13 protein-coding genes and 1 pseudogene are annotated in these 21,262 nt (G+C 69.3%); 13 read left to right on the top strand and 1 reads right to left on the bottom strand.

What is annotated here, in order from left to right; all coding sequences use genetic code 11:
• The first annotated feature begins 226 nt into the window (after positions 1 to 226).
• The 13 genes and pseudogenes from HMPREF0975_RS11315 to ppdK all read left to right on the top strand — a co-directional run bounded on the left by HMPREF0975_RS11315 (position 227) and on the right by ppdK (position 18,871).
• A complete protein-coding gene (locus HMPREF0975_RS11315) occupies positions 227 to 1,090 on the top strand; it encodes an ABC transporter ATP-binding protein (protein WP_009234316.1) in 864 nt (287 codons plus the stop codon).
• A gap of 32 nt (positions 1,091 to 1,122) precedes the next feature.
• On the top strand, positions 1,123 to 1,977 hold the full coding sequence (locus tag HMPREF0975_RS11310) for an ABC transporter permease (protein WP_009234315.1): 855 nt from the start codon (positions 1,123 to 1,125) through the stop codon (positions 1,975 to 1,977).
• The gene (locus tag HMPREF0975_RS11305) at positions 1,974 to 3,110 is read left to right on the top strand and encodes a sensor histidine kinase (protein WP_009234314.1); all 1,137 of its coding nucleotides are present in this window, start codon (positions 1,974 to 1,976) and stop codon (positions 3,108 to 3,110) included. The genes HMPREF0975_RS11310 and HMPREF0975_RS11305 overlap by 4 nt, the downstream gene beginning before the upstream one ends.
• Positions 3,111 to 3,250: 140 nt before the next feature.
• A pseudogene (locus tag HMPREF0975_RS16815) lies at positions 3,251 to 3,478 on the top strand (response regulator); the annotation flags it as partial.
• A 178-nt stretch (positions 3,479 to 3,656) separates the two neighbouring features.
• A complete protein-coding gene (locus HMPREF0975_RS16810) occupies positions 3,657 to 3,857 on the top strand; it encodes a helix-turn-helix domain-containing protein (protein WP_009234313.1) in 201 nt (66 codons plus the stop codon).
• A 186-nt stretch (positions 3,858 to 4,043) separates the two neighbouring features.
• Positions 4,044 to 4,679 (top strand): hypothetical protein, encoded by a 636-nt coding sequence (locus HMPREF0975_RS11295; RefSeq protein ID WP_009234312.1) that lies wholly within the window; start codon positions 4,044 to 4,046, stop codon positions 4,677 to 4,679.
• A gap of 178 nt (positions 4,680 to 4,857) precedes the next feature.
• A complete protein-coding gene (locus HMPREF0975_RS11290) occupies positions 4,858 to 7,458 on the top strand; it encodes an ATP-dependent Clp protease ATP-binding subunit (RefSeq protein WP_009234311.1) in 2,601 nt (866 codons plus the stop codon).
• Positions 7,459 to 8,122: 664 nt separating this feature from the next.
• Positions 8,123 to 9,517 (top strand): hypothetical protein, encoded by a 1,395-nt coding sequence (locus HMPREF0975_RS11285; protein WP_232212517.1) that lies wholly within the window; start codon positions 8,123 to 8,125, stop codon positions 9,515 to 9,517.
• On the top strand, positions 9,511 to 12,243 hold the full coding sequence (pelF, locus tag HMPREF0975_RS16805; RefSeq protein WP_442852332.1) for a GT4 family glycosyltransferase PelF: 2,733 nt from the start codon (positions 9,511 to 9,513) through the stop codon (positions 12,241 to 12,243). The genes HMPREF0975_RS11285 and pelF overlap by 7 nt, the downstream gene beginning before the upstream one ends.
• Complete coding sequence (locus tag HMPREF0975_RS11275; protein WP_003785357.1) at positions 12,240 to 13,349, top strand: putative glycoside hydrolase; 1,110 nt, start codon at positions 12,240 to 12,242, stop codon at positions 13,347 to 13,349. Before pelF ends, HMPREF0975_RS11275 begins: the two co-directional genes overlap by 4 nt.
• Positions 13,350 to 13,551: 202 nt before the next feature.
• Positions 13,552 to 14,964 carry an MFS transporter gene (locus HMPREF0975_RS11270; RefSeq protein ID WP_009234308.1) on the top strand — a complete coding sequence of 471 codons (1,413 nt, stop codon included), beginning with the start codon at positions 13,552 to 13,554 and terminating at the stop codon, positions 14,962 to 14,964.
• Between the two features lie 28 nt (positions 14,965 to 14,992).
• Positions 14,993 to 15,439 carry a universal stress protein gene (locus HMPREF0975_RS11265; protein WP_009234307.1) on the top strand — a complete coding sequence of 149 codons (447 nt, stop codon included), beginning with the start codon at positions 14,993 to 14,995 and terminating at the stop codon, positions 15,437 to 15,439.
• 726 nt (positions 15,440 to 16,165) lie between these two features.
• Positions 16,166 to 18,871 carry a pyruvate, phosphate dikinase gene (gene ppdK, locus HMPREF0975_RS11260; RefSeq protein ID WP_009234306.1) on the top strand — a complete coding sequence of 902 codons (2,706 nt, stop codon included), beginning with the start codon at positions 16,166 to 16,168 and terminating at the stop codon, positions 18,869 to 18,871.
• A gap of 87 nt (positions 18,872 to 18,958) precedes the next feature.
• Here ppdK and HMPREF0975_RS11255 read toward each other — a convergent pair.
• A partial coding sequence (locus HMPREF0975_RS11255) for a bifunctional lysylphosphatidylglycerol flippase/synthetase MprF (RefSeq protein WP_009234305.1) occupies positions 18,959 to 21,262 on the bottom strand: 2,304 nt, incomplete at its 5' end.

Below are 21,262 nucleotides of genomic sequence, written 5' to 3'. Positions count from 1 at the left end.
GGAGCAGCGCCGTGCGATGATCTGTGGCACGGTGCGCCATCGCTCTGATATTACGGCGTTGACCGGCGCGCAAGGGGCGAGGGACGGGTTCTGCGCTCGGATGCATCGGTCTGAAGATGCAGGTTGACGCGCATTCGCCGCAGACGGGTTGTCCACCGAACGGTGGACAACCTCGTGGTCCGACCGGTCGCTACCGGAGCTGCGATCCAGCTCACACACTGGAGGCATGTCGCAGCTCCCCGCCGTCCAGATCAGTGGCCTGACCAAGTCCTATGGGAACAAGCGCGTCCTTGAGAACCTGGACCTCACTGTCCCGGCCGGCACCGTCCTGTCCCTCCTGGGGCCCAACGGCGCCGGCAAGACCACCGTCGTCGAGATCCTCCAGGGCCTGCGCCGCCGCGGCGGCGGCACCGTCTCCGTTCTGGGGGAGGACCCCGGGCGGGCGCCGCGCGCCTGGCGCGCCCGCATCGGCGTCGTCTCGCAGACCTCTGCCGACCTCAAGGACCTCACCGTCGCCGAGGCCGTCGGCCATGTCGCCCGCTTCTTCTCCCGGCCCGCCGACGCCGCCGAGATCATCGACCGCGTCGGGCTGTCCGACGACGCCGGCACCCGTGCCTCGCGCCTGTCCGGAGGCCGTCGTCGCCGCCTCGACGTCGCCCTGGCCATCATCGGCCGCCCCGAGCTGCTGTTCCTCGACGAGCCCACCACCGGCTTCGACCCCGAGGCGCGCCACGTCTTCTGGGACCTCGTCAAGGATCTGCGCACCGACGGCACCACCGTCCTGCTGACCACCCACTACCTCGACGAGGCCGCCCACTTGGCGGACGAGGTCGCCATCATCCTGGGTGGCCGAGTCGTCGAGTACGGCACCCCCGAGGCCCTCGCCCGCCAGGCCGGCAGCAAGCGCACCGTCAGCTGGATCGAGGACGGCGCTGAGCGCACCGAGTCCACCACGACGCCCACCTCCGTCGTCCGGGGCCTCATGGACCGCCTCACCGGTCCCGACGGCGAGGTCCCCGGGCTCCAGGTTCACACCCCGAGCCTCGAGGATCACTATCTCGAGCTCGTCTCCCGCCACCACATCGGCTGAGCCTCCAGCAGCCTTCGACACGAGGAGCATTGATGACTACCGCCGCCCTCAACCCGCGCACCCCTGCCGCAAGGGGGACCCGGACGGTCCAACGGCCCGGCAGTGCGGCGGCCGCCGTCCTGACCCTGTCCTGGGCGGGCCTGGTCGGCTTCGTGCGCGAGCCCATGGCCTTCGTTATGGGGCTGCTCTACCCCCTGTTCATGCTCATCCTGTTCAACGCCGTCTTCCCCGGCGAGATGAACGGGGGCATTACCTTCGGCGAGTACATGCTGCCGGCCATGATCACCATGGGCGTGCTCATGACCTGCATGCAGATACTGGCCATCTCCGTGGCCGCCGAGCGGGAGTCCGGTGAGCTCAAGCGCCTGGCCGTCCTACCCGTACCCGCCTGGGCCTACGTAGCCGCCAAGTGCCTGGCCAACGTCGTCCTGTCCGTGCTCAACATCCTCGTCCTCATCGGCGTCGGCGGCCTCGCCCTGGGGCTGAGCCTGCCCACCCGGGCGGCCTCCTGGGGGCTGGCGGCCCTGGCCCTCGTGCTCACGATCGGAGCCTGCACCGCCCTAGGCTTGGCCATCGGCCGCTGCTGCCCCTCCTCGCGCGCCGCCTCCGGGATCCTCACGCCGGTCATCATCATCCTCCAGTTCGTCTCCGGCCTCTTCCTGCCCCTGTCCCAGCTGCCGGCCTGGATGGTCCACGGCTTCTCGATCCTGCCGGTGCGCTGGTCGGCCGAGCTCATGCGCGAGGCCTTCCTGCCCGCCTCCGCGGCCGCTGTGGAACCCACCGGGGCCTGGGAGACCGGCAAAGGCCTGGCCGTCGTGACCGCCTGGCTCGTGGGCGGCGTCGTGGCCGCCGTCGTCATCACCCGTCGCGATACAGTGGACAGATGACCCCGGAGACGCAGGATCTGGTGTCCTGGCCGCGCGACCTGCGCGGGAAGCTGCGCCTGGCCTGCGAGGGCACGGACAGCCCCACAGGCGTGTACCCGCCGCTCGATCGGGCCAATCTGCCCCGTTGGGTCTGGTGCGTCCTGACCTGGTCGATGGCCGCCGCCAGCCTGGCGTTGGTGTCCTACTCCGAGCTGGCACTGCTGGGCTTCTTCATCGTGCTTCCGATGATCTGGTGGGTCTACACCAAGTGGTGGACCGCCGTCGTCGGGCACCTCATCTTCGGGGCGGGCTTCGCCGCTGCCGGGTACCTCAGAGGCGATGAGGCGTGGTGGGTCAACTCCATCATCATGGTCGTCGTCGTCCTGGTGACGGGCACCTGGGTCACCTGGGTCCACATCGTCCGCTATGAGGCCATCCACGCCCTGGCCGACAAGGAGAGGGCGCTCGCGGCACTGGCCCGCACTCAGGACGAGCTCGTCGTCGCCGAGCGCGCTGCGGGCATCGCCGCCGAGCACGAGCGCTGGTCGCGCGAGGTCCACGACACCCTGGCGCAGGGGTTCATCTCCGTGGTCAACCTCGCCCAGACGGCTCTCAACGATCTCTCCGAGCACTCGGGCGGCGACTCCGGTGAGTCCCGGACCCTGTACGGACTGCTCGCCGAGATCGAGGCCGTGGCCCGCGACAACCTGGCCGAGGCCCGGGCCCTGGTGGCCGGGGAGAGCCCCAGCGCCTTGCGCGACGACGGCCTGGAGGCCGCGCTGCGGCGCCTGACCCGGGCCCCCGAGCACCACGGTCTGGACATCGTCCTCGTCGCCGAGCTGCCGGCCCAGATGACCTCCGCGCTCGAGGTCGCGGTCCTGCGTATCGTGCAGGAGTCCCTGAGCAACGTCGTGCGCCACGCCCGGGCGGGGCGCGTCGACGTCGTCGTCTCCTCTTCTTCCGAAGCGGGCGAGCTGATCATCACCGTCGCCGACGACGGCGTCGGCGCGGGAGGGGCGCTGGAGGGAACCGGGCTGACCGGGATGCGGGCACGCGTGGAGGCCCTCGGTGGGACGCTGACCGTCGACCCGCTCCAGGAGCCTGACGAACGGGGGCGTGTCGGAACCGTCGTCGAGGCCAGAATGCCCCTGTGAACGACGCCGGCCCCTCCTCAGCAAGCGCTCCAGGCTCCGCAGGCCCCGCCCATACGTGTTCAACGCACCGCCCGGAGGGCCGCAGGGTTCGCCTCCTGGTGGTCGACGACCACCCGGTGGTGCGCTCCGGAATCGTCGGCATGCTCTCCGGCGAGCAGGACCTCCAGGTGGTGGGGCAGGCCGCCGACGGCGCCGAGGCCATCGCCCTGACCGCCGCGCTCGCCCCCGACGTGGTCCTCATGGACCTGCGCATGCCCGGCGTCGACGGCGTCGAGGCCACCCGCCGGATCTCCGCGCGTCCCGCTGCGCCCCGCGTCGTGGTCCTGACGACCTACGACACCGACGGGGATATCCTGCGCGCCGTCGAGGCCGGTGCCATCGGCTATCTCCTCAAGGACTCCCCGCGCGAGGACATCATCGCCGCCGTGCTCTCCGCCGCCGTGGGCCGTAGCGCGCTGAGCCCGGCCGTCACAACCCGGCTTGGTGGGGGTGGCGCGGGGCGCCGGGCACGGCGCATTCGGATCCTCCCGCCGGGTGGAGGCGCCGGTGACCCTGTCCCCGCGCGAGAAGCAGGTCCTCCAGGCGGTCTCGCGCGGACTGTCCAACGGCCAGATCGGGGCCGAGCTCTACATCACCGAGGCCACCGTCAAGACCCACCTGTTGCGCGCCTACTCCAAGCTCGGCGTCGACTCGCGCACGGCGGCCGTCACCGAGGCGCTGCGCCGGGGCCTGCTCGAGCTGGACTGAGCCGCGTCGCTGCGTCCTGGGCGCTTCGCTTCGGCCGCGACCCCCGCGAGTTCGTACCTTAGGTCGTGCGTTCGAGGGGTAGAGGGTACGACCGCGCGACTCACCCTACGAACGCGACCGGTAGGGACAAGGCGCGAGGCAGAGGGTGAACCTGCGAAGGCGGCGGTGAGCGGAGATGATGGCCTCATGAACCGCTCGCACTGCCGCCTCGCACTCCTGATGACCGCCGGCATCGGGGCCTGCTCGGGGGCGCTGGTGCTGGCTGCCTGCGCCAGCCGTCCGCGCGGGGATGACTCGCTTCCGCTTCCCGGCGACGACCTGGTGCCCGGGGCGACCGTCATCGAGACCCACCAGATCGACATCGACGCCCCGGCAACGGCGGTGTGGCCATGGCTGGTGCAGCTGGGCTACGAGCGCGGCGGTTTCTACAGCTTCGATCTGCTTGAGTGTTTGGCGGGCGTGGGTATTACCAATACCTGGCGCATCGAGTCGCGGTGGCAGGACCTCGCCGTCGGCGACCGGGTGCGTCTGGCCGCCGACGCCGCCCTGACCGTCGCGCGTCTGGAGCCCGGGCACTGCCTTGTCCTGTCCTCCGACGGCGGCGTCGCGCCGCCCGGGGTGGGCATGGACTTCGACTTCTCATGGGCCTTCGTGCTCGACAAGCTCGACGATCACGGCTCCGGTCATTGCCGCTTGCGGATCCGGGAGCGCTACCTGCCCCACCGGGGCACGACGACGGCGGTGGTGTGGGCGATGCGCCCTGTCGCCAGGTTCATGACTCGGGGGATGATGTGGGGCCTGCGCAGGCGAGCCCAGGCATGAGCCGACCCGGCTCAAGCCTGACTCACGCCTACCGCGAACAGGGGCATGGGCAAGGCATCCGGCTGGTTAGCCTTGTCAGCACGTGCTCCCAGCGTCGTCTCTCCACGGCGCTGCGACATCCCTCGCCACCACCGGACGAGCGGTACCGCACCGAGCACGTGCCGAGGAGGAACTACTGATGTTTGAACGCTTTACCGACCGCGCCCGCCGCGTCGTCGTGCTTGCGCAGGACGAGGCGCGGGCCCTGAACCACAACTACATCGGCACCGAGCACCTCCTTCTCGGCCTCATTCACGAGGGCGAGGGAGTTGCCGCCAAGGCGCTGGAGTCTATGGACATCTCCCTGGACGCCGTGCGCTCCCAGGTCATCGAGATCATCGGTGAGGGGCAGTCCGCCCCCACTGGCCACATCCCCTTCACGCCGCGCGGCAAGAAGGTCTTCGAGCTCTCTATGCGCGAGGCCCTTCAGCTCGGCCACAACTACATCGGCACCGAGCACCTGCTGCTCGGCCTGCTGCGTGAGGGCGAGGGCGTGGCCGCTCAGGTCTTGACCAACCTCGGGGGCGATCTCTCCAGTGTGCGCCAGACCGTCATGCAGATGCTTTCGGGCTACGAGGGCAAGGAGACGGTCAACGCCGGCGGCCCTTCCAAGGAGGGCACCCCCTCGGGCAGCGCCATCCTGGATCAGTTCGGGCGCAACCTCACCGCCGCCGCCCGCGAGGGCAAGCTGGATCCGGTTATCGGCCGCAAGAAGGAGATGGAGAGGGTCATGCAGGTCCTCTCCCGGCGTACCAAGAACAACCCCGTCCTCATCGGGGAGCCTGGCGTGGGCAAGACCGCCGTCGTCGAGGGCCTGAGCCAGGCCATCGTCCACGGCGACGTCCCCGAGACCCTGCGCGACAAGCAGCTCTACTCCCTGGATATGGGCTCGCTCGTGGCCGGCTCGCGCTACCGCGGCGACTTCGAGGAGCGCCTCAAGAAGGTCCTCAAGGAGGTGCGCACCCGTGGCGACATCGTCCTGTTCATCGACGAGATCCACACGCTCGTCGGTGCTGGCGCCGCCGAGGGGGCCGTCGACGCAGCCTCCATCCTCAAGCCCATGCTGGCCCGCGGCGAGCTTCAGACCATCGGGGCCACCACCCTGGACGAGTACCGCAAGATCGAGAAGGACGCCGCCCTGGAGCGCCGCTTCCAGCCGGTGACCGTCGACCAGCCCAGCATCGAGGAGACCATCGGGATCCTCACCGGCCTGCGCGACCGCTACGAGGCCTTCCACCGCATCGTCATCACCGACGAGGCTATCGAGGCCGCCGCCAAGCTCGCCGACCGCTACATTAACGACCGCTTCCTGCCGGACAAGGCCATCGACCTGGTCGACGAGGCTGGCGCCCGCCTGCGCATCCGCCGCATGACTGCCCCGCCCGAGCTGCGCGAGATCGACGAGAAGATCGCCGAGGTCAAGCGGGAGAAGGAGTCCGCGATCGACGACCAGGACTTCGAACGTGCTGCCTCCCTGCGCGACGACGAGCGTCGCCTGGGCGACGAGCGCGCCGCCAAGGAGAAGGCCTGGAAGTCCGGCGATCTGGACCAGGTCGCCGAGGTCGACGAGGCACTCATCGCCGAGGTCCTGGCCATGTCCACCGGTATCCCGGTGGTCAAGCTGACCGAGGCCGAGTCCGCCAAGCTCCTCAACATGGAGTCCGAGCTCCACAAGCGCATCATCGGCCAGAACAAGGCCATCGAGGCGCTGTCGAAGTCGATCCGCCGCACCCGCGCCGGACTGAAGGACCCCAAGCGCCCCGGCGGCTCCTTCATCTTCGCCGGCCCCACCGGCGTCGGGAAGACCGAGCTGGCCAAGGCCCTGGCGGAGTTCCTGTTCGACGACGAGGACGCCCTCATCCAGCTCGACATGTCCGAGTTCGCCGAGAAGCACACGGTCTCGCGCCTCTTCGGAGCCCCTCCCGGCTACGTCGGCTACGACGAGGGCGGCCAGCTCACCGAGAAGGTGCGCCGCCGGCCCTTCTCCGTGGTTCTGTTCGACGAGGTCGAGAAGGCCCACCCGGACATCTTCAACTCGCTGCTGCAGATCCTGGAGGACGGGCACCTCTCCGACGCCCAGGGCCGCGTGGTGGACTTCAAGAACACCGTCATCATCATGACCACCAACCTCGGCTCCAAGGACATCGGCAAGTCGGTGGCCACCGGCTTCCAGTCCACCGAGTCCGGCGCCATGGACTACGAGGAGATGAAGTCTCACGTCAACCGCGAGCTCAAGCAGCAGTTCCGGCCCGAGTTCCTCAACCGCGTCGACGATCTCATCGTCTTCCCGCAGCTGACCAAGGAGGAGGTGCGCCAGATCGTCGACCTCATGATCGCGCGCCTCGACAAGCGCCTGGCCGAGCAGCAGATGACCATAGAGCTGACCGACGCCGCCAAGGAGCTCCTGGCTGAGCGAGGCTTCGATCCGGTCCTCGGCGCCCGCCCGCTGCGCCGCGCCATTCAGCGCGACATCGAGGACGCCCTGAGCGAGAAGATCCTCTTCGGAGAGATCGAGCGGGGCCAGAAGGTCATCGTCGACGCCGAGGGCGAGTCCATCCTGGGCGAGTTCATCTTCCGCGGCGAACCCTGGGAGCAGGGCGAGGCCGAAGTCGCCGCGCTGCGAGAGGCCGAGGAGGCCGCGGCCGGCGGCGGAGGAAGGGGCTCCGGCCCGCTGCGCATCCCCTCGGCGCCGATCAGCCGCGATGGCGGAGCCTCGCCGGCCGCCGAGCCCGGTCGCTGAACCGGTGCACTGACAGGACATCGAGAGGGCCGGGCCCTCTTGCGAACCCGACACGATGGGCCGCAACCCTGACGGGGTTGCGGCCCATCGTGTCGAGTCTTGTCCGCTTGTCGTCTGCGACGCCTTCGATGTCTCGGTTTGATATCAGCCACAGTCGGGCTGGGCGCCGGGGAATTGTTCCGCAGCCGCATTTCTTCAGGTGATGTCCGTCTCGATGTGCACTCGGCCTTCGCGAATGGCGTTGAAGATTCGCTCATATTTACGGGATGAGGCCCTGATGGCGCGATGAAGCGAACGGGGTGAATGTTTAATAAAGCCTGAGTGCGCCAAGAGAACGGACTGAGAGTTTGGCCTGACCGTCACCTGTTCGTCATCTGACCGATACAGTGGAGTGGCGCTCCGACGGAAGTCGTCCCTGGGACTTGGTCGGTCGGTGCCGTGGCCCAGCACCGTGCGGGGCCGTTAGTCAACCGCTTCTGCCCGTACTCGTCCGTAATGTCCGTACCTGCCCGCCCTCATTCAGGCTGCCGTTGTTCTCCTCACCCGCGCAACTGAATACTCGGCTCGGATCGCCCGTGCGTGCTCGTGCATCATTGGTGCCACTACTCCCATGACACAACTCAGATACGAACCGCGACATTTTCATCAGCACCGTTTCCCACGCTTGCGGACCGCCAACTCTGCTGCGGCCCTGAGCGCTGTCGGTGTTGTGACGGCGTTGCTGGCCTGGGTCGCCTGGCCGGTGGAGGCAACGATCAGCGTTCTGGCCGTTACCGTCCTCATCGGTCTGGGGCTCATCACGGCGCCCCCCACCAGGGCGCTCAAGCGCGGAGGGATCGCCCCCGGGGCCCGCTGGCACTGGGCGGCAGCGATGCTCCTGGGGATGTCCCCGGCGATCCTGCTGGGCCTGAGCTTCCCGTTCGTGTCCCAGAAGATGGCTGCCAACACGATCGACGGCACTGGCCTGCCGGTCATCGTCCTGAGCGTGTCGGTGGCGGTCCCCTGGCTCAGTCAGATCATCGGCACCCCCGTCTACCGTCTCCTGGGCGACTCGCTCGGGCGCGGACCGCGGGCGGTCCTGGAGCGCTACTGCTCCATCTGGCCCGCCCTGTTCCTGTGGGCGCTCGTCCCCACGGCGCTGGAGATCCTCGTCGTGGCTGCCGTGACCGGCTGGAACCTGCACGTCATGGGGGTGCACACGATGCTCCTCCTCTTGCACGTCGTCTTCGTCCAGTCGCTCATCGTCGCCGACGTCTCGGGCCGGCGCCGGCTGTGGTCGGTGGGATGGCTCTTCTACGCCGTCGCCCTCATCGCCGAGCCCACCTGGTGGTACCTGCCCCCGCTGCTGGGCGCACTTAGCCAGATCCTGTCCATGGGGCGATCGCTGGGCAAGATCCTGCGCCCCCGCGGGGTCTCCACCGGCATCCTCATGCAGGACATGCTCCGGGGTGCGATCCTGGGAGGAGTGCTGTGGTCGGACAAGTTCTTCCTCTTCCTGGGCGCCGGTCGTGACTTCGACGTGGCGCTGGTCTACCTGTGTCTCCAGCCCGCAGTCGTCGCCTACTGCTACTACTTCGCGGTCACCGCGCCCCGGGTCAACACCGAGATCGCCCTGTTCCAGACGGTTCTCAAGCGCGAGGGCATGACCAGCCTGCGCGACCGCGGACGCACCCTGCGGCGGCTGCTGGACGCCAGCCTCATCCGCGCCTGCGTCGTGGGGGCCGCGGGCGTCATCGTCGTCGTCTGCTCCATGGCGCTCATCGCTCCGGAGCAGGTGCTCCTGGTCCTCGAGGTGTGCCTCTCCTCGACCCTGTTCACGGTGCTGACGCTCCTGAGCTACGAGATCGACCACATCGGCGACTCGACCTCCGCTCTGCTCCTGTCCGGCATCCACGTGGCCGTCGCCGCGGCACTGCTGCTGCGGGTGGCGAGTGCCAGCGCCTACCTGCCGCTGGCCGGAGTCGACCTGGCTCTGTGCGCGCTGGGCCTGCTGCTCTACCGTAAACGGTGGGCTGCACCGGAGTACTCCTTCTTCTGGGGAAAGGCCATGTCCTGGTGAGCTCGTCTTCCTTCCGCGCCCGACTGGAGAGTCTTCCGCTGTACTACTCGGCCCCCGCCGGCGGCTACGCCCCGATGCCCAGCCCCGACGACGCCCCCGGCATCGGCGACCGGGGCCAGGACGCGGGTCCCACAGTCAAGGTCGGCCCCGATGGCTACGGCGTCGTCGTCACCACGGGTGGGGCCGGCGCACTGAGCGGTCCCGCCAGCTCTCGCAGCACTTCCGGTGTCCGCAGCGCTCCCAGCGCCTCCGCCGCTGCCGGCGTCCCCAGCGCCCCTGCCGAGGCCGAGAGGCCCGGCGACCGCCGAACCCGCCGCGGCCAGCACCGGGCGGATCCTCCCAGTACGATGCCGCCTGCCAGCGCGCCGAGCACGGACGGCGCTGTGACCTCCGAGCCCGGCGGGCGTGCGGAGTCTCCCACCACCCAGTCCGTGAGCGAGTCCGCCTCCACCCCGGATATATCCGCGGCGCCGATCTACGGCGTCGTCCAGGCCCCTGCCCCGGCCGGCTACGGCGTGGTCCAGCCGCGCCCACGGCGCCCTCAGCCGGCCGAGCCCTCCGGGGACGCCGAGATTCTGGACTCCCCGATCTTCGGAACCATGCGAATCGCCGCCCCGGAGCGAACCGCATCCCCGGAGCACGCTGCCACACCGGATATCCCGGCCGCGCCGTCCGCCCCCGCTGAGTCTCCGGCACCTGCCGAGCCCCCGGCACCCGCCGAGTCTCCAGCCCCCGCTGAGTCTCCAGCCCTCGTCGAGTCTCCGGCCCCCATCGAGCCCCCGGCCCCCGCCGAGCCCTCTACTGAGACGACTTATGGGATTATCCCGCCGTCGCCCGCCGCGGCGGCGACCTTCCAGGAGACGGTACTGACTCCGCAGGAGCAAGCCGTCCCCGCCGCCGGCGCAACTGATCCCGGTGGGCTCGACGGCGCCGGGGACGCAGCCGCGCAGGCGCCCATCGCCTGGGAGTCCGTGTCATCGGCCGCCTCCGAGGCCGCCGCGCTGCCCCTGTCCCAGCAGACCGCCGAGCCGGGGCCCAACACCGAGGAGGCTCCCGCAGGCAGCGCCGAGATCGCCCTGCCCCCCGAGGAGCCCGAGCCGGAACCCGACACCGACGTCCTGCCCGACGGCGTTCCCGAGGACGGCGTCTACGTTGACGTCGACGTCGCCATCGTCATGGAATCCACCTACCCCTACCTCAAGGGAGGGGTCTCCGCAGTGGTCCACGACATCATCACCGGCAACCCCGAACTCACCTTCGGGATCATCCACATCACCTGGGACTCCAACTCACCGCGCAAGGACCTCTACGGCATGCCGGACAACGTCGCCTGGGTCAGGGTCCTCTACCTGTCCATGGAGGAGCACCAGGAGGACTTCCTGCGCGCCCGCCCGCGCGACCTGCGCATGAATCGCCGCCAGCGCCGCGAGCTGTCCCGCCGCATCCTGGGCGCCATGCTCTCCCTGGCCCAGGAGGGCCGCACCGAGCCGCTGTGGGACCTCATCAGCGAGGGCCTGAGTGCCTCACGGCGCTACCCAATCTGGGCGATCCTGGGCACGCGCGAGTTCATGGAGGCCTACCACGACATGATGCCCGACCTGGGCATGTCGATGACCGACATCTTCTGGTGCCTGCGCGACTTCTTCTCCCTGGCCTACGCGGTCCTGGCCGAGCCGGTCCCGCGCGCCCAGGTCTACCACGCCCACACCACCGGCTACGCCATGCTCCTGGGGGTCAACGCCGCCCGCGAGCACGGCACCCGGGTGCTGCTGACCGAGCACAACCTCTACGTGCGCGACACCGTCAACACCCTCCTGGAGCGCAGGCTGGACCTCAACATCAAGCTCACCGACTACCGCACCTTCGACGTCACCGGTCGCGAGCGCATGTGGATGGCCTGGTGGCTGGAGATGGGGCGCCTGTGCTACCCCTACGCCTACGCCTCCACCTACCTCTACCCGCGGGCCATCACCGAGGCCAACGAGCTCGGCGGCGACTCCGGGCGGGCCATCGTTATCCCCAACGGCATCGTCACCAAGGAGTTCGACGCCTCCTACGCCGCCCGCCTGGCCGCCATCGAGGAGATCAAGAAGGAGGGCGCGGACAAGCACCTGTGGAAGCTCGTCTACATCGCCCGCGTCGTGCCCATCAAGGGGCTGCTGGACATGATCGACTCGGTGCGCCTCATGGTGGACCGGGGCCTGAACATCCACCTGGACGTGTGTGGGCCCACCGAGCACATGCCCTCCTACTTCGAGCAGTGCCTCACCCGCATCGTCGAGCAGGGCCTGGAGAGCGTCATCACCATCCGCGGGACCGTCAAGGTCCGTGAGCTCCTGCCTGAGTTCGACCTGTTCGTCCTGCCCAGCTACAACGAGGGCCTGCCGGTCGTCTCCCTGGAGACCATGGGGGCCGGCATCCCCACGGTGAGCACCGACGTCGGCGCCGTGCGCTCCGTCGTCGAGGACTTGATCGTCACCGACGAGGGGGAGACCTGGGACCCCTGCGGCATCATCATCGAGCCCGGTGACCCCGCCGTCATGGCGGACAAGGTCCAGGAGGTCATCAGCGACGTCGATCTCTACGAGCGCCTGAGCCTCAACGCCCGCGGCCGCGTGGAGGCGGCCTACGACCTGGTCAAGGTCAACGCCTCCTACAACAAGATCTACCGTCAGGGCGGTGCCGGCGAGCAGACCGGTACCCGCGCCGACCGAGGAGGAGCATGAGGAGCAGCACCGGCGGCGTCGGCGCCTGGATCCGTTACGGAAACCCGCTCGAGCCCGGGGAGCTGGACTTCGCGATCGCCCACTACCGGGCCGCGATCCTCCAGCCCTGGGAGACCGAGGCAGCAGCCCGCCTCAAGGAGGCGCGACCGGACATGACGGTCCTGGCCTACCGGTGCCTGTCCTCCACGCGGGACTTCGAGCCGGACTCCATGCGCGCCTCCGGGCTGTCCTACCGCGAGGCCCTCCGCCGCGGTTGGCTCGCCAGGCGTGACAACGGCGACCTGGTCGAGTGGAACACCTACCCCGGCCACTTCCAGGCCCGTGTGTGGGACCCCGACTACCGCGCCCGCTGGGTGGAGGAGGTCTGCCAGGCCACCGCTGAGACCGCCTTCGACGGCGTCATGGCGGACAACGACGTCTTCGACGACTACTACGGCCTGGACCTCCCCCTGGACGGAATCGCCGACACCGCCGCCCTGCGCGCCGAGCTGAACATCTTCGTGGACCAGGCCGGTGCCGGCCTCAACGGCGTCGGCAAGATCCTCATCCCCAACGTGGCCGAGGCCCGCCGGGAACCCGGCCGCTGGGAGCGCCACTCGGCCTGGGGTGGTGGCTTCGACGAGTGCTGGCTGGGCTGGGGGGACCATCACCTCTTCGATGAGGCCACGGCCCTGGCCCAGATTCACGAGCTGCGAGGGCCGGGCCTGTCCATCGTGCGCACGCCCGACGGCGGGGGCGGCGGCTCCATGTCCGGTGCCCGCACGTCCCCCGGCCTCTACGGGCTGGCGGCCTTCTGGGTCTTCGGGGGAGGGGAGGGCGCCTACACGGCCACCGGTCACGACGACTACTCGCGCACTCCCTGGTTCCCCGCCCTCGACGCCGACCTGGGGCGCCCGCTGGGACGGCCCCGGAGGACCTCGGGCGCCTGGGTGCGCGAGTTCGAGGGCGGAGTGGCCGCCGTCGCGCTCGGCGAGGAGGGAGGCGGCACCGTGCGTCTCCCGGCGGGCCTCAGGTCACCGGGGCCCACCGGGGACCCGGACGGTGAGGCGCTGGCTCTGGAGGTGCGCCTCAGCGCGCATCGTGGGATGATCGCTCTGCGTGCCTGAGTCATGACCCGGTCCGGCTCGTGCGAGATCCGATAATGGGACTAAAGACCTGTCAAACGTTAGTCATGTTGGGTGGATCATTGACCTGCTTGACTTCCTGAGATCCCCGCCGTCCCGTACAGCGTTCTCTCGGGCAGGAAGCGCGGCGTCCGTCTCGGGCGGCGTCGACAGAGTTCCACAGGGCCCAGGACGAGGATGACCTATGGCACAGACTTCCCAGAATAGCGCGGCGGACATCGCGCACAAGCCCATGATGAGCACTGCTCAGATCCTGCTGATGAACGTCGGATTCTTCGGCATCCAGTACTCCTTCGGCATGCAGCAGAACGCCATGTCGCCCATCTACCAGTTCCTCGGGGCTTCCGCTGACGAGATCCCCATCCTCAATCTGGCCGGACCCGTCACCGGCCTGCTCATCCAACCGCTCATCGGGGCGCTCTCGGACCGGACCTGGAGCGAGAAGTGGGGACGCCGTAAGCCCTTCTTCCTGATCGGGGCCGTCGGCTGCTCCGTGTTCCTGTTCCTCATGCCCTTCGTCACCGCCGTGTGGATGGCGGTGCTGTGCCTGTGGCTGCTGGACGCCTCGAACAACACGGCCATGGAGCCCTACCGGGCCTTCATCGGCGACCGCCTGCCCTCCAAGCAGCTCGCCAAGGGCTTCCTCGCCCAGTCCCTGTTCATCGGCGCCGGCTCGGCCCTGGCCGCCGGGACCCTCGTCGTTCTGGAGAAGACCCTGGCGGGCGCCACCGCCGCCGGCATCCCCTACTGGGTCTTCGGCGCCTTCATGGTGGGCTCGGTGTGCTCCATCGGCTCGGTGCTCATCTCGGTGCTCTCCACCAAGGAGCTGCCGCCCACGCCGGAGGGCTTGGTCGAGCTCGAGCGCAAGAAGCGGGAGGAGGGCCCCTTCGGCTTCGTCAAGGACATCGGCGTCGCCATCGTCGAGATGCCCCGCGGCCTGAAGAAGATGGCCCTGGTCTACCTCTTCCAGTGGTACGCCATGAACGTCTTCTGGCAGTACCTGGGCCTCATGTGCGCCGTCACCTACTTCGGCGTGAACCTGTCCGACCCGGGGTACGCCAAGACCGAGGCCTTCAACAACGCCTCCGGCTTCGCCACCGGGCTCATGGTCGCCTACTACGTCTCCTGCACGGTCGTCGCCCTCTTCCTGGCGCGACTGTCCAACCGCATCGGCCCCAAGCACGTCCACACCGCGGCGCTGTGCCTCGCCGCCGTCTGCCTGGTCCTGCTCACCCGCATCGGCAGCCCCGGCCACACCGCGGTCCTCTACCTGCCCATGATCGGCATTGGTGTGGCCTGGGCTTCTATTACGGGCGTACCCTACATCATGGCCATTGAGATGATCCGCAAGGAGCGCCGAGGCGTCTACATGGGCGTTATCAATATGATGATCGTCATCCCCCAGTTCATCCAGACCCTCACCTTCGGTCCCATTTACAAGCACCTGCTCGGCGATCACCCGGTCAACGCCATGCTCTTCGTCGCAGTCTTCCTCGTCATCGCCGGTCTGCTCATCGAGTGGATCGACACCGTCAAGGACGCGGACCCGCGGGTGCGCGCCGCCGCCGTGTCCGCCACTGAGACTGCCGTGGCCTGACCGGGTGCCCCACGAAAGGATGTCATCCGTGACCTATACCACCATTGTCGCCGGAGTCGGCGATGTCGAGGCGAACACCCACGTCATCGATCGCGCCTGCGAGATGGCTCGCCTGTGCGACGCCGCTCTTCTCCTCGTCGCCGGCTTCGACCCCGTCTCGGCGCGGGACAAGGCTCGCATCAACGAGTTTGCCCCCGTCGCCGATGTGCGGGTCGGGCTCACCGAGGACCAGGCCTACGCCGTCGTCGAGAAGGCGCGTGATACCGCCGTTGAGCGCGGCGTCGCCCTCGCCCAGGGCGTCGTCGTCGAGGGCACGGCGGTCGATGCCGTCACCCTCGTCACCTTGGAGACCGAGGCGGACCTCGTCATCGTCGGATCCAAAGGCGTCGATTCGCTGTTCGGCCGCATCTTCGGAGCCGTCTCCGTCCAGGTGCTCCGCAAGTCGAAGTGCGACGTCCTCGTCGTCGTTCCCTAGTCGCCGGATAGACGTCGGACGCACGCGTCGGATCCTGCGCGATCGGACCGGCGGCGGATGCCCGCCACGCGGAAGTGTGGCGGGCATCCGCCGCTATGTTTTGAGGTTCTTCGTGTGTGAGGGCGTGGTCGGGGTGAGCGGGTGCCGGTGGTTCGGCGTCTCGGGGTCCTGCGCGGTCGTACTCGGCGTCGCGTGGTCGTACCCGGCGGCGCGCGGTCGTACCTTAGAGGGGCTCTAAGGTACGACCGCGCGGTTTTACGTACGACCGCGTGCGCTGGGGGTACGACCACGCGGTTTTACGTACGACCGGGTGGGATCGCGTACGACCACGTACCCCGAGACCCCGACGAGGAAAGCCCCGCACAACCCCATCCCCACGACACGAAGAACCCGTTTTGAGCAGTTGTCGTAACTCCTGTGATACGTGGGGCCGGGCTGGGCGCATGGTGGCGCTGCGTCTGCCCGGGTGGCCCCGCGCCCCGACCCGCTCCGGGACGCGGCGCTCGGCGTTCCCTGAATCTCCTCCCCTCGACGTCGGCCGCCCATGCCGCCGAGCCCCGCGGCGTAGGCGGGCGCGCCGGGAGGAGGCGCGCTGGAGTCGGCGTGTTTGGTCTAGGACTGAAGTCACACTAGAGTCATATCGTGAACGACGCGTCGCCGCGTCACGCCTGCATCAGGACGATCTGAGTCAGACCCGAGAACGACCCGAATCAGAAAGGGGCATCGATGCCCAAGTACGTGTACCGCTTCAGCGAGGGTGACAAGGACCAGAAGGACCTCCTGGGAGGCAAGGGAGCGAACCTGGCGGAGATGACCCGGCTGGATCTCCCCGTTCCCCCCGGCTTCACCATCACCACCGACGCATGTCGCGCCTACCTGGCCAGCGGCGAGGTCCCCGAGGAGCTCTCGGTCCAGGTCACCACCGCTCTGCGTGGAGTCGAGGAGGAGCTGGGGCGCGAGCTCGGCGCCGCCGAGGACCCCCTGCTCGTCTCGGTGCGAAGCGGCGCCAAGTTCTCCATGCCCGGCATGATGGAGACCGTCCTCAACATCGGCCTCAACGACGTCTCCGTCAAGGGACTGGCCGCCGCCAGCTCCGACGAGCGCTTCGCCTGGGACTCCTACCGCCGCCTCATCCAGATGTTCGGCAAGACCGTCCTGGACATCGACGGCGACCACTTCTCCGACGCCCTGGACGCCAAGAAGGACGCGCGGGGCGTCTCCATGGACTACGAGCTCCCCGTGGACGCCCTCCAGGAGCTGGTCGAGGAGTACAAGGCCATCGTCAAGGAGCACGCCGGCATCGACTTCCCGCAGGACCCCCGCTCCCAGCTGGACATGGCCACCGAGGCCGTCTTCCGCTCCTGGAACACTGAGCGCGCCCACATCTACCGCCGTCGCGAGAAGATCCCCCACGACCTGGGCACCGCGGTCAACGTGTGCACCATGGTGTTCGGCAACATGGGGGAGACCTCCGGTACCGGCGTGTGCTTCACCCGCGACCCCTCCACCGGGCGCACCGGCGTCTACGGCGACTACCTGGTCAACGCCCAGGGCGAGGATGTCGTCGCCGGTATCCGCAACACCCTGTCCCTGGCCGACCTCGAGCGCCTGGACAAGGCCTCCTACGACGAGCTGCGCTCCATCATGCGCCGCCTGGAGACCCACTACCGCGACCTGTGCGACATCGAGTTCACCATCGAGCGTGGCAAGCTGTGGATGCTCCAGACCCGCGTGGGCAAGCGCACCGCCGCGGCCGCCTTCCGTGTGGCCACCCAGCTCGTGGACGAAAAGCTCATCACCATGGATGAGGCCCTCACCCGCGTCTCCGGCGAGCAGCTCACCCAGCTGATGTTCCCCCAGTTCGACGACGACTCCAGCCGCGACCTGCTCACCCGCGCCATGGCCGCCTCCCCGGGCGCCGCCGTGGGCTACATCGCCTTCGACAACGACGAGGCCGTCTCGCGCGCCGAGAAGGGCGACTCCGTCATCCTCGTGCGCCGCGAGACCAACCCCGACGACCTGCCCGGCATGGTCGCGGCCGCCGGCGTGCTCACGGCCCGCGGCGGCAAGACCAGCCACGCCGCCGTCGTCGCCCGCGGCATGGGCAAGACCTGCGTGTGCGGCGCCGAGGCCCTCGAGGTCGACTCCGCCGGCAAGACCCTGCGCATCGCGGGGCGCGAGGAAGTCCTCACCAGTGAGGACATCATCGCCATCGACGGCACCACCGGCGAGGTCTTCCTCGGTGAGGTCGGCGTCGTCGACTCCCCGGTCATGACCTACCTGCGCCGAGGCCTGGACGAGGCGCTCAAGGCGGCCGGAGACGAGGACACCCGCGAGCTCGTCACCGCCGTGGACCGCCTCATGCGCCACGCCGATGAGGTCCGCCGCCTTCAGGTGCGCGCCAACGCCGACACCCCCGACGACGCCCGCCACGCCATCCACCGCGGCGCCCAGGGCGTGGGGCTGTGCCGCACCGAGCACATGTTCCTGGGCGAGCGCAAGCAGTTCGTCCAGAACCTCATCCTGGCCTCCTCCGACGCCGAGCGCGAGGCCGCCCTGGCCGCCCTCCTGCCGCTGCAGAAGGGCGACTTCATCCAGATGTTCGAGACGATGAACGGCAAGCCCATGACGGTGCGCCTCATCGACCCGCCGCTGCACGAGTTCCTGCCGGACCTGACCGAGCTGAGCGTCAAGGTGGCCGTCGACCGCGAGCGCGGCGAGCTGGACCCGGCCGACGAGGAGCTCCTGGCCGTGGTGCGCAAGAGCCACGAGGCCAACCCGATGCTCGGCCTGCGCGGGGTCCGCCTGCTGCTGACCATGCCGGGCCTCATCGAGCTCCAGGTGCGCGCCATCGCCGAGGCCGCCGTCGAGCGCCTCAAGGCCGGCGGCGACCCGCACCCGGAGATCATGATCCCGCTCATCGGCTCGGTGCGCGAGCTCCAGCTGGCGCGCGAGCGCGTGGAGCAGGTGCTGCGGGAGGTCTCCCAGGCCTCCGGCTACGCCCTCGACTTCCCGGTGGGCTGCATGATCGAGCTGCCGCGCGCGGCCGTCACCGCCGCCCACATCGCCCAGGAGGCGGACTTCTTCTCCTTCGGCACCAACGACCTGACCCAGACCACGTGGGGCTTCTCGCGCGACGATGTCGAGTCATCCTTCGTGGGCCGCTACATCGACGACGGCATCTTCGGGATCTCCCCCTTCGAGACCATCGACGTCGACGGCGTGGGCGGCATGGTGAGTCTGGGCGTCGAGGGCGGCCGCTCCACCAAACCGAAGATGAAGATGGGCGTGTGCGGTGAGCACGGCGGCGACCCCGAGTCCATCATCTTCTTCCACCGCGTGGGCCTGGACTACGTCTCCTGCTCGCCCTTCCGCGTGCCGGTGGCCCGCCTGGAGGCCGGGCGCGCGGCCGTCGAGGACAAGGACGAGTAGCGGTCGGGAACCAGTGTGTGGCGCAGCCGGCCGGTTCGACCCGAAGGTCTGAGCCGGCCGGCTGCGTCGTCTGTGCTGCGCCGGGTCTTAGTCGCGGTTCATGAGCACCTGGGCGAAGCGGGCGGTCTGTGAGGGCTTGAGATCGGGCAGATAGGCGCGGGCGATCGCGATCCCCACAGTGGGCAGGTCCACCAGGTCGGGGACTGCCAGGTACATGGGCACCGCCCGAGGCTTGAACTTGCGCTTGTAGGCGTGCAGGGAGCCGAAGCCGTAGGCCGGCTCCAGCACGGAGGCCAGCAGGTCGATGAGCGGATCGAAGCGCGAGGAGGTGCCGCCGTCGGCCGGGGCGGAGCGGGTCAGCGGCGCCCCGGACAGGGAGAGGATCTCCAGGCCCTCGGCCTGGGCGTCCTGGGCGGCGCGCCCGATGAGGAACTCCATGACGGGGCGGAAGCCGCCTTCGCGGCGCCGCATGAAGTCCAGGGTCAGGCCGATGACCTTCCCGTTGCGGTAGACCGGCAGCCAGGAGGTGACGCCCTGGACGGTGCCGTCGGCGTCGACGGCCAGCAGCAGGCGCGTCTCGGAGTCGTCGAGCTCGGCCAGACCGCCGAGTGTGAATCCCATCTCCGGCAGGGGCTTGTCACTGGCCCAGGCCTGGGAGATGGCGCGGATCTGGTCGCGCTGGCCCGCAGGGCAGTCGCAGAAGCTGGTCCACACGGTCTCAATGCCCTCCTTGCGGGCGTGGTTGAGAGCCGTGCGCACGTCCTGGTAGGCCTTGCCGCGGAAGGCCAGGTCCGGAAGGTCCAGGAGGGCCTCCTCGGCCACCTGCATGATCGTCCAGCCCATGTCGCGGGCCGCTTCCATCGCCGGGGCGTGCACCGAGTAGAGGGCCGGGATGAGTCCGGCGTCGGTGGCGAAGTCCGCGAAGTCGCGCACCGCCTGGGCGACCTCGGCGTCGTCGGCGGCCGGATCCCCGACCGTCAGGGCCACGTCGCGGCTGGGACGGTAGGAGAAGCCGGCCGTGCCGGCCTCGTTAACCCAGGCCTCGTTGCCCTCCCAGGTGAGCATCCAGCCCAGTGTTCCGGCGCCGCGGGTGCGTACCAGCTCGGTGAGCTGCTCGCGGCTGGCCACCGGAGTGCGGGCAGGCGCCGACTGGGCCAGCCACACCCACAGGATCGTCAGGATCCACACCAGAACCGGCGTCCCCTTGGTGATGAGGTGGGCCATCGGGGTCAGGGGCTCGACGATGAGGCCCATGACGCCGCCGGTACCCACGGGCAGAAGGTAGGACAGGTAGGTCTCTAGCAGATCGGGCCAGCTCGCGTAGGGGGAGAAGTCCCGGGAGATGAGCAGGCCCCCGAACACGGCGATGGTGGCCCCGCCGACGACGGTGAGGGCCCAGGCCACGACGGCGCGGTAGAGAACCCCGGGACGTGATCTCAGGGTGAAGCAGCCCATCTTCCAGCACACGAGGCCGATGACCACGATGTTGAGCAGCAGGGGGACCAGCAGGTGGCCGGAATGCACCCAGCTGGGCAGGGTCTGGGCCGTCTCGGAAGCGGGCTCGGGATGCTGGGCGTCGAGCTTCTCTACGAGGGCGAACATGGCTGCGCAGGCCCCCAGGAAGGTCTGGAGGAGGATGGTGCCCAGTGCCGCTGAGCGGCGTCCGCGGCGCAGGCCGTCGGCCAGGACGAGTTGGAGGAAGGTCGGCATGCACAGCAGGAGCAGTTCGACCGGGGAGATGGCGGCGTTCTTGGGCAGGATCGCGGGGGTCAGTCCGAAGCGCGCGTCGGCCAGGGGGCCGGCGGCGTTGCTCAGGACCGCCAGGGCGCAGCTCACCGACCAGCAGGCCACCAGGAAGGCCACGAGCTCGCGCTCCACGCGCCGGGGCAGCTCCTGGGACGGCGCCGTCTTCTGACCGCGTTCCAATGCGATCCCCAGGACGAGGCCGACGGCGCCCGATCCCAGACGGGCCAGGGTCCCGACGGTGCCGCTGACGGCGGCCGAGACGCCGAGGACGGCGAACATGACCAGGCGCACGCGCCGCCGCCAGGACGGGCGCATGACGCTGGTGGAGGCCGCCACGATACCGGTGATGGGCAGGCCGACGCCGTGGATGGGGGCGTGGATGAGGAAGGGCGGCCAGGCCTCCCACACGCGCCCGATGAGCGGGTAGAACGCCTGGGCCAGGGCGATCCCCCCGGCGGAGGAGACGATGCTCGTCACCAGCCACCGCTGCGTGCCCAGGAGCCGTTCCAGCAGGACGCCGATGGACAGCAGCACGATGGCGCCTGAGACCGGCAGCAGGTGGCCTGGGGCGGCCCAGGCGGTCAGCAGGGTCCACACGCGCTGGGGCTGGTGGATGTAGGCGGACAGGGCGATCTCGCCCCCGGT

Origin of the sequence: Actinomyces sp. oral taxon 849 str. F0330 (assembly GCF_000239715.1) — a bacterium.
GTDB classification, from domain to species: Bacteria; Actinomycetota; Actinomycetes; order Actinomycetales; family Actinomycetaceae; genus Actinomyces; species Actinomyces johnsonii.
Note: the sequence above shows the minus strand (reverse complement) of the source record. Positions and strands in the feature narration are given on the sequence as shown.